Here is a 15,787-nt window from a genome sequence, read left to right as displayed (position 1 = left end):
CCAGTATATCGGCCTCGGCCGCCTCGACGGCCTCCAGGGCGCGCTCGCCCTGGGTCGGTGAGCCAGACTTCACGAAGTGGCGCAGCTGCTCCTCGAGCGTCGGAGCGGAGCTCTGCACGCGCGGCTCGCCCTCCCCCTCGGCGATGAAGCGGGCCACGGCCGACTTGTCGGCGCGCGAGGCGGTGCGGATCTCGATCTCGACCAGGCCGCCCTGCACCAGCTTGGGCATGTCGGGCTTGATCGGCAGCAGCACGTCGGCGCCGCCCGGCAGGGCCACGAAGGCGGCCCCGAAGGCCTTCTCGATGGATTTCACCCGGGCCACCCCGCGAACGCCCTCGGCGTCCAGCGGATCATCGCCCGGCCATTGCACGATCAGCCGCTCGGGCCGGCCGTCCAGGGTGACGACGCCGACGGTCTCGCCGACGCCCTTGTAGAGGTATGCGCGACGCTCGCTCATGCGGCGGCCGCGCGGCGGGTCCAGCCCCGTCCTTCGAGCATGCAGAGGGTCTCGTACAGCGGCAGGCCGACCACGCTGGGATAGGAGCCCTGCAGGTCGACGATGAAGCCGCCCGCAACGCCCTGCACGCCGTAGCCGCCGGCCTTGCCGCGCCACTCGCCGCTGGCGACATAGGATTCGAACTCGGCGTCCGAGAGCCGCTTGAACACCACCCGGGTCTCGATCACCCGCGAGCTGATCCCGCCGTCCGGACCGATCAGGGCCACGCCCGTCAGCACCTTGTGGGCGCGGCCAGTCAGCAGGCCCAGGCAATAGCGGACGTCCGCCTCGCTCTCGGCCTTGGGCAGGATGCGGCGGCCCACGGCGACCACCGTGTCGGCGGCCAGCACGAAATCGCCCGGCGAACGCGCGGCCACGGCGCGCGCCTTCTCCTGCGCCAGGCGCAGGGCGTGGCGACGCGGGGTCTCGTCGCGCAGCGGCGACTCGTCGATGTCGGCGGGATCGACCCGGTCGGGCGTTACGCCGACCTGGGCCAGAAGGTCCAAGCGCCTGGGGCTCGCACTGGCCAGGACCAGCGAAGGCTGGGCGACCGTCATGTGCGCGCCCGGCTTACTTGAAGCGGTAGGTGATACGGCCCTTGGTCAGGTCGTAGGGCGTCATTTCCACGAGCACCTTGTCACCGGCCAGCACGCGGATGCGGTTCTTGCGCATCTTGCCGGCGGTGTGGGCGATGATCTCGTGATCGTTCTCGAGCTTCACGCGGAACGTGGCGTTGGGCAGCAGTTCGCTGACCGTGCCGGGAAACTCGAGCAGTTCTTCCTTAGCCATCAGGCCTCTCAAAAGGGGTTCAATAGCAACGCGGCCCGCGCGACCCGAAAACGAGTCGTGACGCGAGCCGCGGCTGCGAGGCGGGGCTTATAGCGCATTCACCCCCCAAACGTCGATGGTGTCCCGAAACGCCGACGAATCGCCGCCGAAAGCATGTCGCGAACCTCGCGATAGGCCGTCAGCATCGCCTCGCGCGACCCCTCGGTCACCAGGGTCGGATCGTGGGTCGGCCAGTACTCGATCTCGACCGCGCGGTCGCGCGACAGCTCCACGGCCCGGTGCTGGGCTTCGGGCGTCAGCGAGACGACGACATCGAAGCTGTCGTCCTCCAGCTCGGCGAAGGTCTTGGGCTTGTGGGTGGCCACATCGACGCCCAGCTCGTCCATCACCGCCACCACGAAGGGGTCGATCCCCTCCCCGGCCGGATCCGGCTTCAGGCCGCAGGAGTCCACATACGCTCTCGTTCCATAGAAGCGCTTGAACAGCGCCTCGGCCATCGGCGAGCGCACGCGGTTGTAGTTGCAGGTGAACAGCACCGCATCGGGCAGATCCGACACGCGTTCAGCCTCGCCAGTGCAGGGCGCAGATCAGGGTGAAGAGGCGCCGGGCCGTGTCGAGGTCGGTCTTGACCTTGCCCTCCAGCCGCTCGCGCAGCAGGCCCGAGCCTTCGTTGTGCAAGCCCCGCCGGCCCATGTCCAAGGCCTCGATCTGCTGCGGCGTCGAGTTGCGGATCGCCTGGTAGTAGCTGTCGCAGATCATGAAGTAGTCGCGGATCACCCCGCGGAACGGCGACAGCGACAGCAGGTGCCGCTTCTCGTAGCCGCCGCCGGCGATATCGAGCGCCAGCCGGTTCTCGATCAGCGAGAGCTTGAGGTCGTAGGGCCCGCCCTCGGCGTCGGCCGGCTGGAAGTAGTTGCCGTCCAGCAGGTCGAAGATCGCCACCTGGCGCTCCTGCTCCTGGTCGCGCGAGGCGGCCGCCAACGAATCCTCGTCGATGGCGATGCTCTTCAGGAAGTGCTTGCTGCGGTCTTCGGACATCTTGGCGGCGAGGTTGGCGCGTCAGGCTTTCGAAGGCAACCGGCCCGGAAGCCGAATGGACGCCGACAGGGCGTGGGCCGGCAGGCCCTCGGCCTCCGCCAGCGCCGCCGTGTGCGGACCAAGGATGCCGAACGAGGCCGCGTCGCACTTCACGATCGAGGTGCGCTTGATGAAGTCGTAGATCGACAGGCCCGACTGGAAGCGCGCCGCGCGGCTGGTCGGCAGCACGTGGTTCGAACCGGCCACGTAGTCGCCGATGGCTTCCGGCGTCAGGCGGCCCAGGAAGATCGCCCCGGCGTGGCGCACCCGGTCCGACAGAGCTTCCGGGTTCTCCAGGGCGAACTCGACGTGCTCGGGGGCGATGGCGTCCACCAGGGCCGGGCTCTCGTCCAGCGGCGCGATGATCACCGCGCCGTGGTCGCGCCACGAGGCGGCGGCGTCCTCGCCGGTCGACAAGGTCTTCAGGCGCTCGGTCACGGCCGCCTCGACGGCGGCGGCGAAGTCGGTGTCGTCGGTGATCAGGATCGACTGGGCGGCCGGGTCGTGCTCGGCTTGGCTCAGCAGGTCGGCGGCGATCCAGTCGGGATTGTTGTCCTTGTCGGCGACCACGACGATCTCCGACGGACCGGCCAGGGCGTCGATGCCGACCACGCCGTACAGGCGGCGCTTGGCGGCGGTGACATAGGCGTTGCCGGGGCCGACGATCTTGTCGACCGGCTGGATCGGACCCGCGCCATAGGCGAGAGCCGCCACGGCCTGGGCCCCGCCGATGCGCCAGATTTCGGTGACCCCGGCTTCTTTCGCCGCGGCCAGCACGGCCGGCTGCAGCTTGCCGGGCGGGGTGACCATGGCGATGCGGTCGACGCCCGCCACCTGGGCCGGCACGGCGTTCATCAGCACGGTCGAGGGATAGGCGGCCCGGCCGCCGGGCACGTAGACGCCCACGGCCTCCAGCGGCGTCCAGCGCCAGCCCAGCTCGACCCCGGCCTCGTCGGTCCAGGCCTGGTCGGCCGGACGCTGGCGGGCGTGATAGACGCGGATGCGTTCGGCGGCGAAGGCGATGGCCTCGCGAACTTCCTGCGAGCACTCGGCGGCGCCGGCCTCGATCTCAGCGGCGGTGACGCGGACGGTCTCTTCCGTCAGGTCCACCTTGTCGAAGCGGCGGGTGTAGTCGAGCACGGCCTCCAGGCCGCCATGCTTGACCGCCTCCAGCACGTCCGCGGTCGCGGCGTCGACGTCGGCCGGCGAACCGCGGCGCTCGTCGAGGAAGGCCTTGAAGGCCTGGGCGAAGTCGGGGCTGGAGAAGTCGAACCTGCGCATGGCGCCTAGATGCGCGTTTTTACGGCCGGGGCAAGGGCTTTCGGCCCTCGCGGCCGCGCTTTCGACCCGCGCCCGGCTCTCAGCCGATCGACTTGCGGACGGTCTCGGCCAGCCCCGCACCACGCGCCTGGCACGCCGCCAGCTGCTTCTTGTCCGGACAAAAGTCGAGCGGCACGACCACCGTCTCGCCGACGGGAACCGCCTGCGAGCGGATGATCAGCTGGTCGGCCATGCGCCGGGCGGAATCGGCGAAGCCGTACGCCGGCGGGGTCTCCGTCGCGACGCGGCAGCCCGCAACCCGCCCTTCCGGCGCCTGCGTGCAGACCAGCACGGCATGGCCTTCCACACGGGCGAGCGCCGCCTTGGTCGAGGTGAAGGCCCGCGCGGGATTGGACTGGGCCGGCCCGCCCCAGTTCTCGCCCGCCACCTTCTCGGAGACGATGCAGCCGCCCAAACCGACACCGCAAAGGACGAGCGCCGCCAGGACCGTTCGCGAGATCATACGCCTTCCCCCAAAGCCGCATACGCACCGTGCACATTGAAGCGCCGAAGGCGGCGGCGCGTGCGCCTCGCGCCGCCTGACCGACCAGCGGACAGCCGCCGCGCCCCCGCGCGCTTGGCTCCTTCCGTACACAAGGCTAAACCCAAGCTTGAGTTTGCGTGAGCTGTGCGTGACGGGGGGCGTGGCGTGATCATCGGCATCGATCTGGGAACCACCAACAGCGCCGTGGGCGTCTGGCGGGAGGGCGGGGTCGAACTCGTGCCCAACAGCCTGGGCTCGGTGCTGACGCCGTCGGCCGTGGGCCTCGACGACGACGGCGCCCTGCTGGTCGGCCTGGCCGCCCGCGAGCGCCGCTCGACCCACCCGCACCTGACCGCCACCGCCTTCAAGCGCTACATGGGCACGACCCGCGCCACGCGCCTGGGCAAGCAGTCCTACCTGCCCGAGGAGCTGTCGGCCCTGGTCCTGGCCCGGCTGAAGGCCGACGCCGAGGCCTGGCTGGGCGAGCCGGTGACCGAGGCCGTCATCACCGTGCCGGCCTATTTCAACGACAAGCAGCGCAAGGCCACCCGCCGCGCCGGCGAGCTGGCCGGGCTGAAGGTCGAGCGCCTGCTCAACGAGCCCACCGCCGCCGCCCTCGCCTACGGCATCCACGAACTGGCCGACGAGACCCGCTTCCTGGTCTTCGACCTGGGCGGCGGCACCTTCGACGTCTCGGTGCTGGAGATCTTCGAGGGCGTCATCGAGGTGCGCGCCTCGACCGGCGACAACCGGCTGGGCGGCGAGGACTTCAACAAGGTGCTGATCGACCGCATGCGCGCCGCCCACCGCGAGGCCCTGGCCGCCGACCTCGCCAGCGAGGCCCTGTCCACCCGCCTTGACGCCGCCGCCGAAAAGGCCCGCCGCGCGCTCACCACCGCCGACCGCGCCGAGATGGCGATCGTCTGGAAGGACCAGCCCTACACGCTGGAGATCACCGCCGAGGACTTCGAGGCCGCCGCCGCGCCGCTGCTGGCCAAGCTGAAGGAGCCGGTGACCCGCGCCCTGCGCGACGGCGGCCTGCGTCCCGACGAGCTGAAGGAGATCGTCCTGGTCGGCGGCGCCACCCGCATGCCGGTGGTGCGCCGCGCGGTGACCCGCATGTTCGGACGCTTTCCCTCGACCGCCGTCCATCCGGACGAGGCCGTGGTGCGGGGCGCGGCCATCCAGGCCGGTCTCAAGAGCCGCGACGCGGCGCTGAAGGACGTGGTCATGACCGACGTCTGCCCCTACTCCCTGGGCGTCGACGTCGCCGAGCACGGCCCGATGGGCTCGATGCGCACCGGCATCTTCTCGCCGGTGATCGAGCGCAACACCGTCGTCCCGGCCAGCCGCATGAAGCTGTTCAGCACCATGCAGGCCGGCCAGCGCAAGGTCGCCTTCGGCATCTACCAGGGCGAGGCGCGGATGGTGGCCGACAACGTCCGCCTGGGCGAGGTCGAGATCGCCGTGCCGCCCGGCCGCGCCGGCGAGGTCCAGATCGAGTGCCGCTTCAGCTACGACGTCAACGGCCTGATCGAGATCGACGTGCTGGTGCCCCAGACCAACGAGCGCCGCCAGCTGGTCATCGTCGACGAGGACGACAAGAACGCCCCCGACCTCGAACAGCGCCGCGCGGCGCTGGCCGCCCTCAAGGTCCACCCGCGCGACGCCGACGCCAACCGCGCCGCCGTGGCCCGCGCCCAGCGCTGCTACGAACTGTTCCTGGGCGACATGCGCGAGCATGTCGGCGCTCTCCTGTCACGGTTCGAGGGCGTGCTCGACGGCCAGGACCCGCGCCAGATCGAGACCGCCCGCCAGCAGCTCCAGGCCGCCCTGGACGAGATCGAAGGCGAGAGCTTCCTGTGAGCGGGTTCGTCGACGACGGGGACGACATCTGGGCGGTGCTCGGCGTCGAGCCGACCCGCGATCGCGACGTCATCCGCCGCGCCTACGCCCGCAAGCTGCGCGTCACCAATCCCGAGGACGACGCCGAGGCCTTCATGCGCCTGCGGGAGGCCCACGACGAGGCGATCCAGCGCGCCCAGTGGGACTGGATGTGGGACGACGAAAGCGAAGAAGAGGATGGGTCCGAGGGCGACGAGGCCGCCGACGCGGCGGTCGCCTCTCCCGAGTTCAAGCTGGTCATCGAGCCCGGCGCCCTGACCACGCTGCTCGAAGGCCGTCCCACCGCCCCGGCCGCGCCGCCGCCGCCCCTGCCCGACGCCTCTACGCACGAGGCCGAGGAACTGCGGGCGAGGTTCGATCGCCTGGAGGCCCTGCTGGGCGGCCAGGATCGCCCCGCCCCCGCCGAGCTGACCGCCGCCTTCCATGCGGTGCTGAACGCCGAGGCCCTGGACGAGATCGCGGTCGCCGACGCCGTCGAGGCGCGGATCGCCGACCTGCTGCTGCGCACCGCCCCGCGCTCGGACCCGCTGCTCGCCCCGGCGATCGAGGCCTTCCGCTGGCGGCGCACGGACCTGCGCTTCGAGCCCGGCCCGACCGTCGAGGCCGTCATCGAGCGCTGCGACTTCGTCGAAGGCCGCGACCGCATGCTCGCGCTCGACACCCATGCCCGGGCGGTCATGGAGGTCCTGCAGGGACCGCCGACGGCCAAGGTTCCTCTGATGCGACGCCTCAATCCCGGCTTCGAGATCGCCATGCGGGACATGCTGGGCCGCATCGGCGATGGCGACGGCGCCCTGATGGCCGACTTCGACGCCGCGACCGTCGCCCTCTGGCGCCAGCGCTACGCACGGCCGCGGCTGACCTCGGGCATGCTGTGGTTCACCGCCCTCGCGCCGCTGCTGGCCCCGCTGATCGCCGGCGGCTACGGCCTGCCGATCCCGGCCGTCCTGGAAACCTACGTCGCCGCGACGGCCGCCGTCCTGGCCGTGCAACTCTTCTACCTGCAAGGCTATCTGCGCCTTAAGACCGCCTGGGAGACCCATCGCTCCTGGCGCGCCGGCGTCCTGGAGCGGGTCGGCTGGGCGCCGCTCAGCCTGGCGCTGCTGCCGGCCTCCGCCCTGCTGCCCGACACGCTGTGGAGCGCGGTGATCGCCGCGGGCGTGGTCACGCCCGTCCTGGTCTGGACCTTCGTCACCACCGGCCCGCCCTCGCCCCTGACCCATCCCCTGCACCAGCGGCTGCTGGCCCAGGTGGTGCCGTTCGCCTGGGTGCTGAGCCTGCCGATGTTCGACGTCGACGACGCCGTCACCCAGCCGATGATCGTCGCCCTGGCGGCGGCCGCCGCCGTCGACTTCCGCGGCGGCGCGCTGTCGAGCCAGGTCTGGCATCTGGAGATCGGCAAGATCGCCCGCGTCGTCGGCACGCTGGCCCTGCTGGCCGCGGCGATCGCCATCGGCGCCTTAGCGTGGCGGATGGTCGGCGAGACGCCCCCGGCCTGGGCGCCGCTCTGCGTCGCCGCGGTCCTGGCCCTGGCCATCGGCCATCGCGCGCCCGTCGCCGTCCTCGGCGAGGATATCGCGAAGATGCGCTACTACGGCATGTTCGCGCTGTTCTGGATCAGCAGGGGCTTCAACGCCCTCGTCGGCTCCTGGCTGGTCACCAGCGCGATCTGGATGCTGATCGGCATGGCCATCGGCCTGATCCTGTCGCTCGCCATCGAGGTTCGCGACAGGACCCGCTGACGCCCTAGGACTCGGCCGCCCAGTTCGGCTTGCGCTTGGCCAGGAAGGCCCGCACGCCCTCCTGTCCCTCGTCCGACACACGCCGGCGGGCGATGCGGCGGGCGCTGTCGTCGATCAGGCCGCGGTCGATCTTCTCGAAAGCGAAGTCGTTGACCAGGGCCTTGGCGTCGCCGATCGCCCCGGGAGCGCAGGGGATGACCTCCTCGATCAGCGCGTCCTGGGCCGCGACCAGCCCCTCGACGTCGTCGAACACCTCGTCGACCAGGCCGTAGCTCCAGGCCGCGTCGGCGTCGAACACCCGGCCGGTGGCGAACAGCAGCTTGGCCGTACGCGGACCCAGCGCCGCGATGACGTAGGGGCTGATGGTGGCGGGCGTCAGGCCCAGCTTCACCTCCGAGAAGGCGAACTTGGCGTCGGCCGTGGCCAGCGCATGGTCGCAGGCCGCGACCAGGCCCGCCCCGCCGCCGAAGGCCGCGCCCTCGACCAGGGCCACGGTCAGGGCCGGGATGTCGTGCAGGGCCTTCAGCATGTGCGCCAGATCCAGGGCGTCGGCGCGGTTGTCGTCCTCGCTCCAGTCGGCGGCGGAGGCCATCCATTCCAGGTCGGCCCCGGCGCAGAAGGTTCCGCCCACGCCGCGCAGGAACACCACCCGCACGCCCTCGGCCCCGTGCAGGGTCTCGAAGGCCTGGGCGAGCGCGGCGATGGTCGCCGAATCGAAGGCGTTCTTCTTCTCCGGCCGGTTGATCCACACCGTCACCGCCCCTTCGGGCGTCGAGTCGATATGGACCAGCGGGCTCATGGCGTCGGTGTCCGGCACCTCGACGATCGGGTCGGCGATGGGGTTGGTCATGAGCACGCTCCTTCTAATGGGAAGTCTAATGGTACGCCCAAAGCCGAGGTTCCGCTTGAACCGTCACATCCTGAAGATGCCGAAGGTCGTCTCGGGAATCGGCGCGTTCAGCGAGGCCGATATGGCCAGACCCAGCACGTCGCGGGTTTGAGCCGGATCAATGATCCCGTCGTCCCACAGCCGCGAGGTGGCGTGGTAGGGATTGCCCTCGTCCTCGTAGCGCTGGCGGATCGGGGCCTTGAAGGCCTCGGCCTCTTCGTCGGTCCAGGTGGCGGCGTCGCGGTGCACCGTGGCCAGCACGCTGGCGGCCTGCTCGCCGCCCATGACCGAGATCCGCGAATTGGGCCAGGTGAACAGGAAGCGGGGAGAATAGGCCCGGCCGCACATGCCGTAGTTGCCCGCGCCGAAGCTGCCGCCGATCAGCACCGTGAACTTCGGCACTTCCGCGCTCGCCACCGCCGTCACCAGCTTGGCCCCGTCCTTGGCGATGCCGCCGGCCTCGTACTTGCCGCCGACCATGAAGCCCGAGATGTTCTGCAGGAACACCAGCGGGATCTTCCGCTTGCAGGCCAGCTCGATGAAGTGCGCGCCCTTCAGCGCGCTTTCGGAGAACAGCACGCCGTTGTTGGCCAGGATCGCCACCGGCTGGCCCCAGATCCGGGCGAAGCCACAGACCAGGGTCGTGCCGTACAGCGCCTTGAACTCGTCGAACACCGAGCCGTCGACGATGCGGGCGATGATCTCGCGCACCTCGTAGGGCGCGCGCACGTCGGTTGGCACGACGCCGTAGATCTCCTGCGGATCGTACAGCGGCGGCTCGGCGTCGGTGATCACCGCCTCATGACGCTTCTCGGCGTTGAGGTTGGCGACGATCGAGCGGACGATCTCCAGCGCGTGCTCGTCGTCGTCGGCCACGTGGTCGACCACGCCCGAGCGCCGCCCGTGGGTGTCGGCCCCGCCCAGTTCCTCGGCGCTGATCACCTCGCCGGTGGCGGCCTTCACCAGCGGCGGGCCGGCCAGGAAGATGGTGCCCTGCTCGCGCACGATGACGGTCTCGTCGCTCATCGCCGGCACATAGGCCCCGCCGGCCGTGCACGAGCCCATGACGCAGGCGATCTGGGCGATCCCCCGGGCGCTCATCCGGGCCTGGTTGAAGAAGATGCGGCCGAAATGGTCGCGGTCGGGGAACACCTCGGCCTGATGGGGCAGGTTCGCGCCGCCGCTGTCGACGAGATAGACGCACGGCAGGCGGTTCTGCTCGGCGATCTCCTGGGCGCGCAGGTGCTTCTTCACCGTCATCGGGAAATAGGCGCCGCCCTTCACCGTGGCGTCGTTGGCGACGATCATCACCTCGCGGCCCGACACCCGGCCGATCCCCGCGATGACCCCCGCGCCCGGCGCCTCGCCCTTGTAGAGATCGAAGGCGGTCAACTGGCCGATCTCCAGGAACGGCGAGCCGGGGTCGAGCAGACGCTCCACGCGCTCGCGGGGCAGCAGCTTGCCGCGCGCCGTATGCTTCAGGCGCGCGCTTTCGGGGCCGCCCAGGGCCGCCGTCGCGACCCTTTCGCGCAGTTCCTCCGCCAGGGCCGTGTTGTGCGCAGCGTTTTTCGCGAACGAAGCGCTGTTCTTGTCAATAAGCGTGTTCAGCTTCGGCATAAGCGAGGCATAGCCTTTTCCGTTTCCGTCCGAAAGCGGCGATATTTCACCCACATTGGCAAAGCTCGCCGCATCGGTTTAGCGTCCCGTCCGTGGTCACCCTTCCCGACTTCATGGCCGACACGGCCCTGGCCCGGTTGTTCTCGCGCGAGCGGCGCGAGGGCGACGCCGCCTGGTTCTCGTTGCCGGGCGGCTCCCTACTCTATGCGCCCGGCGAGGCCTCCGACCACCTCTACTTCCTGCGCACCGGGCGCCTGGGGGCCTTCCGGCGGGAAGAGGGCCAGGAGCCGCAGTTCCTCGGCGTGATCCGCCCGGGCGAGCCGGCCGGCGAGATGGCGATGATCGCCGGCGCCCCGCACTCGGCCCACATGGTCGCCCTGCGCGATTCCGAGATCCTGGCCCTGCCCCGCGCCGCCTTCTTCGAGGCGGTCGAGCAGGACCCCGACGTGATGATCGAGCTGTCGCGGCTGATGATCCGCCGCGCCCGCCAGGCCGGGGCCCACGCCTCGATCGGCGACCCGTCCGTGTACGGATTCATCGCCGCCGGCGACTGCCACGCCATCCGCCCGATCGTCGAGCGCATCGGCCGCTGCATCGCCGCCCTCGGCTACGCCGTCACCGTCGAGGGCGGCGAGAGCCTGCTGGCCCCCACCGAGTGGTTCAGCCGCGTCGAGCGCTCCCACGACTTCGTGCTCTACGTCGCCGAGGCCCATGAGACGGCCTGGAAGCACGTGGTCGGCCGCCAGGTAGACCGCCTGTTCCGCGTCGGCCGCGGCGACCAGGCCCCGCCGCCCGAGCCGCCGGCCTACGCCTCGCGGCCGCTGCAGGCCCAGCGGCTGATCGACCTGATCCTGATCCAGCCCCCGAACGCCGAGCGCCCGCAGGGCTCGCAGGGATGGCTGGAGGCCACCGACGCGGCCCGCCTGTTCCACCTGCGCGAAAACCGCCTGGCCGACGTCGAGCGCCTGGCCCGGGTGCTCACCGGCCAGTCGGTGGGCCTGGTTTTGTCCGGCGGCGGCGCGCGGGCCTACGCCCACATCGGCGCCATCCAGGCCCTGCGCGAACGCGGCGTGCCGATCGACTTCGTCGGCGGCGCCTCGATGGGCGGCATCGTCGCGGCGGGCCTGGCCATGGGCTGGGACGACGGCGAGATGGAGGCCCGCATCCGCAAGGCCTTCGTCGACACCAGCCCGCTCGACGACATCGCCTTTCCGCTGGTCGCCATGACCCGCGGCGAGAAGGTCAAGGCGCGCCTGCATGAGCACTTCGGCGACATCGACATCGCCGACCTGTGGCTGCCGTTCTTCTGCGTCTCGTCGAACCTGACCTCGGGCGCCTACCACCTGCACCGCTCGGGACCGCTGCACCGGGCCCTGCGCGCCTCGATCTCGCTGCCGGGCGTGCTGCCGCCGGTGGCCGACGGCGACGCGGTGCTGGTCGACGGCGCGGTGATGAAGAACTTCCCCGCCGACGTCATGCGCGCCTTCCAGTTGGGGCCGATCATCGGCGTCGACGTCACCCGCGGACGTTCCATCACCGCCGCCGACGTCGATCGCCCCGCCTCGCTATGGCGCTGGCTGTTCTCGGGCGAATGGCGCAAGGGTCCGCCGATCGTCGCCCTGCTGATGCGCGCGGCCACCGTCTCCACCGGCCGGGATCTCGCCGCCAGCCGCGAGGCCAGCGACGTCCTGATCACCCCCAAGCTCGACAAGATCGACATCCGCGACTGGAAGGCCTTCGAACCGGCCGTGGCGGCCGGCTTCGAGGCGGCGGCGGTGGCGCTGGACAGCCTGGACATTCCGGTGGCGGAACTTCGGCGCAGGAAGAGCCTGGCGGAGATGGAGTAGTCGCTCCAGACCCTCCCCCCGAAGGGGGAGGTGTCGGCGAAGCCGACGGAGGGGGACGTGGCCTGTGAGCCGACGCCCTCCCGAACTCAGCAGAAACTTCCCCCTCCGGCCCTCCGGGCCACCTCCCCCTTCAGGGGGAGGGTCCGTCTACCGCCGCGCCACCACGAACAGCCGCGTGAACGGCAGCAGCGTGATCCCGTCCGCCCGCTTCGGGTAGTCCTCCGCCAGCCGCGCCCGCCAGGCGCTCAGGAACGCCGCCGTCTCGGCGCCGTCCAGCCGCTCCAGATACGGCCGCAGGCTGGTCCCCGAGGTCCAGTCGATGATCGGGTCCTCGCCCTCCAGGGCGTGGATATAGGTCGTCGCCCAGACGTCGAGGTCGCTGGCCAGGGGCGAGAGCCAGTCGTGATAGGCGCGGGGATCGTGGCCCGCCCGCACGCCGTCCAGGTCGGCCAGCTTGCCGGCCCACGGCCCGTCGGCGGCGACCTCGCGCAGGCTGCGCCGCCAGCCGGCGTCCTCGACCTGGGGGATCTGGCAGGCCAGCACCCCGCCCGGCGCCAGGCTTTCCAGCAGGCGCGGGAACAGCGTCTCGTGCCCGTCCAGCCACTGCAGGGCGGCGTTGGTGAAGATCAGGTCGGGCGGGATCTCGGGGCGCCACGCATCGATGTCGCCCAGCACCCAGTCGACGTCCGCCCCCTGCCCCTTGGCGCGGGCCAGCATCTCGGGGCTCGAATCCAGGCCGTGCACCACCGCCTCGGGATGCCGCGCGGCCAGCAGGGCGGCGTGCTCCCCGGGACCGCAGCCCAGGTCCCAAATCTCGCGCGGGGCCAGGTCGCGGGGGATCTTCAGCATCAGGTCCAGGGCGGGACGATCGCGATAGGCGCGATAGCGGGAATAGACGTCTGGATCCCAGGCGGGCATGGCGCGACTCGCTGCGACAATTCGCGCGCGACCATGACGGCCCGCGACCCTTTTGTCGCATATGAAACTATCTCCGGCGTTCCTATCTTTACCAACAACAGGCGCCGGTCGACGGCGCCGTTTTGGACAAGGAACCACCGCCGTGACCCGCATCGCCGCTTCCGCCGCCTCCGCCCAAGCCCCGCGCGCTCGCGCCGTGGCCCTGGCCGCGCGCGTGAACGGCCCCCGGGTGGCGGCGCTGGCGCTCAATCTGGGTCTCTGGTCCCTGATCCTCCTGGCCTGGCGCGCCCTCTAGCCAGCCCCAGGAGGTGCGGCCCCGGATCGTGCATTGTCCCCCCTTTGCGCGGTCCGGGGTTGCTCCCCCCTTGTCGACGAAGAAGCTCAATCGGTGACGACCCTGCGCTCGACCACCCGGCCGTCCGGGCCGAGCCTCAGCACCAGCCATTCGGAATCGATGCCGAACAGCCCCCGCTCGTTACCCAGCCAGTAGACCAGGTCCCAGTCGCCGAAGTAGTCGGTGTTGGTCGGCGCTCCAAGCAGGTCCACGACCTCACCCTGCGTCCGCCCCTCCAGCCTGTGGGTCAGCAGCAGCGCGCTGACCATGGTGACGCGCTGGTCCAATCCGCGCCGGGTCCTTCCAGCGCGCCTGGCTGAACAGCCGCACCGGCAGATAGCCCGTCATCCAGGCGCCGGCGGCCGTGACCGCCAGGACCAGGCCGAGGAAGACGCCCAGGCAGCCGAGCAGGACGGGTTTTCGCGGGGCGGGTCGGTTTTCGCTCATGCCCCCGCATAGCACGCGCCTGCGACACCGCGCCTCTTGCCAACGGCGCGCGCGCACCCAACCTTAGTCTTGCGTCAGGGTGTGACGCGCAGCCGAAAGGAGGTGACCCAGTGTCTCATTTGTCGAAAGCGAATGCGCTGGAAAGCTCCGTGAAGATCGAAGGTCTGAACTGACCCCAGCGCTTTAGCGGACAAATGCCGTCTTTCGGTCGTGCATCAGCACAGGCCGACGAGCGGATCGGAAGCCTCGGACCCAGTCCGGGGCTTCTTTCGTTTCAGGTTCGGGCTTTCAAGGAAATCTGACAGCCCGACACGGGCGTCACGGCCCGCGTCGCGGGCGAAAGTCGAGACTCGCCAGGCGCTTTGACGCCCAGGCGAGCCCCCCCATTGAATGGATCGTCCGCCTCCCTGCGGGACGCGGACGAGGAAGTCGGGCGTGCTCGCAACCCCTTGCGAAACCCGCCCATGCGACAGCGTCGGTTACGGCACAAAAACACAAAGCCGAGAACGCCGTCATTTATCGCTGGTAACAAAAGACCGCTCAAAGACACCGGTGTCGTCGCGGGTGGCGTCGGGCCGTGAACTGACCCTGGAAGACGCCGTCGAAACGGACCGGTGGAAAACTTGTCCCTCCCTGCTGCCTACCCCGTACAGCCGGCGGCGAGGGCGGGGCGAGCGAAGGGACCAAGGGGGCGGATTGCCATCTTCTGTCGTCTCCTCTCGATCCGATCTTGTCGTCGGCCGGGCGCGCGGACGCGCCGAATGTCGACACGATGAGCAGGATTAGCGCCAAAATCAAGCACTAATCCCGATTGTTGCGAGAGCATTCCACCATGTGGGAACACAGTGCTTTAATTGTCACATAATTACGGGCAGCCCCCGACTCGGCGGTAAATTATCTCCGCGACGTTGACTCTTTGCGTCAGCTTGGAAATGGATGGATCGCGCCCGTAGCAGAGACCAAAGGTCCGCGGCGGGCGACAGACCGCCTCATAGAAGCGACGCCGCGTGTACGCTCACGCCAGGCTCGCACCGGATCGAGAAAGACAAGCGACACGGGGCCGCCATCGGCGTCCGTCGTCGCCAGGCAGGCCCCACCCCGTGCTCGCCGCCAGGACGTCCGCCCGCGCACCCCGCCGGGCGCCGCCTCTCGTTCCCCCTCCCATCGCCGCGGCCAAGGCCCGGACGCCTCCGATTCGACTGCCGGTCATCGTCGGACGCGCCCATCGCCCTGGCCTCCATCACAGCAAATCGGCCGGCCGCGCCGCATGGCGCCGCACGGCCCGAAAGACAGGGCGGAAACGCCCTCGCACTTGGAGGAATACTATGAAGGTCGACAGCAAGATCCGGCGCGAAGCCGGGCTGATGCGCACCACCGGGATGACCGCCATCCTGCTGATGATCGGCGGCGGCGCCGCTTTCGCGCAAACGACGCCCGCGCCGGCGCCCGCCCAGGCCGCAGCCGACTCCAACGTCGAGAACGCCGTCGAGGAGATCGTCGTCGTCGGCACCCGCGCCAGCCTGCAGTCGGCCATGAGCCGCAAGAAGCGCGCCGGCACCGTCTCCGACTCGATCGTCGCCGAAGACATCGGCGCCTTCCCCGACAAGAACGTCGGCGAGGCGCTGGGCCGCGTCACCGGCGTGCAGCTGGCCCGCGACTTCGGCGAAGGCAACGCGGTGTCGATCCGCGGCGTCGAGCCCGACCTCAACCGCGTCGAGATCAACGGCGTCAGCGCCCTGTCGACCGCCAGCAACCTGTCGGTCTACGGCGGCGGCGGCCGTTCGAACGACTTCCGCGAACTGCCGTCGGAAATGGTCAAGTCGATCGACGTCTTCAAAGGCTTCACGGCCGACATGACCGAAGGCGGCGTCGGCGGCACGGTCTCGGTGACCACCCGCAAGCCGCTGGACTTCAAGAAGCCG

15 protein-coding genes and 1 pseudogene are annotated in these 15,787 nt (G+C 70.3%); 5 read left to right on the top strand and 11 right to left on the bottom strand.

Annotation, left to right across the window (positions count from 1 at the left end; translation table 11 throughout):
• The 7 genes and pseudogenes from DMC18_RS20480 to DMC18_RS20450 form a co-directional block, all read right to left on the bottom strand.
• A pseudogene (locus DMC18_RS20480) lies at window positions 1-457 on the bottom strand (ribonuclease E/G); the annotation flags it as partial.
• Window positions 454-1,053, bottom strand: a complete 600-nt coding sequence (locus DMC18_RS20475; RefSeq protein ID WP_110122154.1) for a Maf family nucleotide pyrophosphatase — start codon at window positions 1,051-1,053, stop codon at window positions 454-456. The gene DMC18_RS20475 and the pseudogene DMC18_RS20480, both read right to left, overlap by 4 nt.
• A 13-nt stretch (window positions 1,054-1,066) precedes the next feature.
• The gene (gene infA / locus DMC18_RS20470; protein WP_004617696.1) at window positions 1,067-1,285 is read right to left on the bottom strand and encodes a translation initiation factor IF-1; all 219 of its coding nucleotides are present in this window, start codon (window positions 1,283-1,285) and stop codon (window positions 1,067-1,069) included.
• 98 nt (window positions 1,286-1,383) lie between these two features.
• On the bottom strand, window positions 1,384-1,842 hold the full coding sequence (locus tag DMC18_RS20465) for a low molecular weight phosphatase family protein (RefSeq protein WP_110122155.1): 459 nt from the start codon (window positions 1,840-1,842) through the stop codon (window positions 1,384-1,386).
• Between the two features lie 4 nt (window positions 1,843-1,846).
• A complete protein-coding gene (locus tag DMC18_RS20460; protein WP_110122156.1) occupies window positions 1,847-2,323 on the bottom strand; it encodes a UPF0262 family protein in 477 nt (158 codons plus the stop codon).
• A gap of 21 nt (window positions 2,324-2,344) precedes the next feature.
• Window positions 2,345-3,643: a histidinol dehydrogenase gene (gene hisD, locus DMC18_RS20455; protein ID WP_110122157.1), complete on the bottom strand. Its 1,299-nt coding sequence runs from the start codon at window positions 3,641-3,643 to the stop codon at window positions 2,345-2,347.
• 79 nt (window positions 3,644-3,722) lie between these two features.
• Window positions 3,723-4,145 carry an energy transducer TonB gene (locus tag DMC18_RS20450; protein ID WP_110122158.1) on the bottom strand — a complete coding sequence of 141 codons (423 nt, stop codon included), beginning with the start codon at window positions 4,143-4,145 and terminating at the stop codon, window positions 3,723-3,725.
• Window positions 4,146-4,331: 186 nt separating this feature from the next.
• Here DMC18_RS20450 and DMC18_RS20445 point away from each other — a divergent pair, with 186 nt between their 5' ends.
• Both DMC18_RS20445 and DMC18_RS20440 read left to right on the top strand, forming a co-directional pair.
• Entirely contained in the window at window positions 4,332-6,032 is a 1,701-nt protein-coding gene (locus DMC18_RS20445; RefSeq protein WP_110122159.1) for an Hsp70 family protein, read from the top strand.
• Window positions 6,029-7,813, top strand: a complete 1,785-nt coding sequence (locus tag DMC18_RS20440) for a J domain-containing protein (protein WP_110122160.1) — start codon at window positions 6,029-6,031, stop codon at window positions 7,811-7,813. The genes DMC18_RS20445 and DMC18_RS20440 overlap by 4 nt, the downstream gene beginning before the upstream one ends.
• Before the next feature lie 4 nt (window positions 7,814-7,817).
• Here the strand turns inward: DMC18_RS20440 and DMC18_RS20435 are convergent, their stop codons facing one another.
• Window positions 7,818-8,663: an enoyl-CoA hydratase-related protein gene (locus tag DMC18_RS20435; RefSeq protein ID WP_110122161.1), complete on the bottom strand. Its 846-nt coding sequence runs from the start codon at window positions 8,661-8,663 to the stop codon at window positions 7,818-7,820.
• 63 nt (window positions 8,664-8,726) lie between these two features.
• Window positions 8,727-10,319 (bottom strand): carboxyl transferase domain-containing protein, encoded by a 1,593-nt coding sequence (locus DMC18_RS20430; protein WP_110122162.1) that lies wholly within the window; start codon window positions 10,317-10,319, stop codon window positions 8,727-8,729.
• Window positions 10,320-10,432: 113 nt separating this feature from the next.
• On the opposite strand from DMC18_RS20430, the gene DMC18_RS20425 reads away from it, so the two are divergent.
• Window positions 10,433-12,166, top strand: coding sequence for a patatin-like phospholipase family protein (locus tag DMC18_RS20425; protein ID WP_199228635.1), 1,734 nt, complete (start codon window positions 10,433-10,435; stop codon window positions 12,164-12,166).
• 147 nt (window positions 12,167-12,313) lie between these two features.
• On the opposite strand, the gene DMC18_RS20420 is transcribed toward DMC18_RS20425, so the two are convergent.
• Window positions 12,314-13,084: a methyltransferase domain-containing protein gene (locus tag DMC18_RS20420; protein ID WP_110122164.1), complete on the bottom strand. Its 771-nt coding sequence runs from the start codon at window positions 13,082-13,084 to the stop codon at window positions 12,314-12,316.
• Window positions 13,085-13,226: 142 nt separating this feature from the next.
• On the opposite strand from DMC18_RS20420, the gene DMC18_RS26190 reads away from it, so the two are divergent.
• Window positions 13,227-13,379, top strand: coding sequence for a hypothetical protein (locus tag DMC18_RS26190; protein ID WP_158285952.1), 153 nt, complete (start codon window positions 13,227-13,229; stop codon window positions 13,377-13,379).
• Window positions 13,380-13,465: 86 nt separating this feature from the next.
• Here DMC18_RS26190 and DMC18_RS20415 read toward each other — a convergent pair whose 3' ends face one another.
• Complete coding sequence (locus DMC18_RS20415; protein WP_110133262.1) at window positions 13,466-13,705, bottom strand: hypothetical protein; 240 nt, start codon at window positions 13,703-13,705, stop codon at window positions 13,466-13,468.
• A 1,485-nt stretch (window positions 13,706-15,190) separates the two neighbouring features.
• Between DMC18_RS20415 and DMC18_RS20410 the strand changes: the two genes are divergently transcribed.
• Window positions 15,191-15,787, top strand: a 597-nt coding sequence (locus tag DMC18_RS20410; RefSeq protein WP_158285951.1) for a TonB-dependent receptor plug domain-containing protein, incomplete at its 3' end; no start/stop codon positions are given.

Source organism: Caulobacter sp. D5 (assembly GCF_003185805.1).
Classification (GTDB): domain Bacteria; phylum Pseudomonadota; class Alphaproteobacteria; order Caulobacterales; family Caulobacteraceae; genus Caulobacter.
This window is presented reverse-complemented; position numbering and strand designations above follow the sequence as displayed.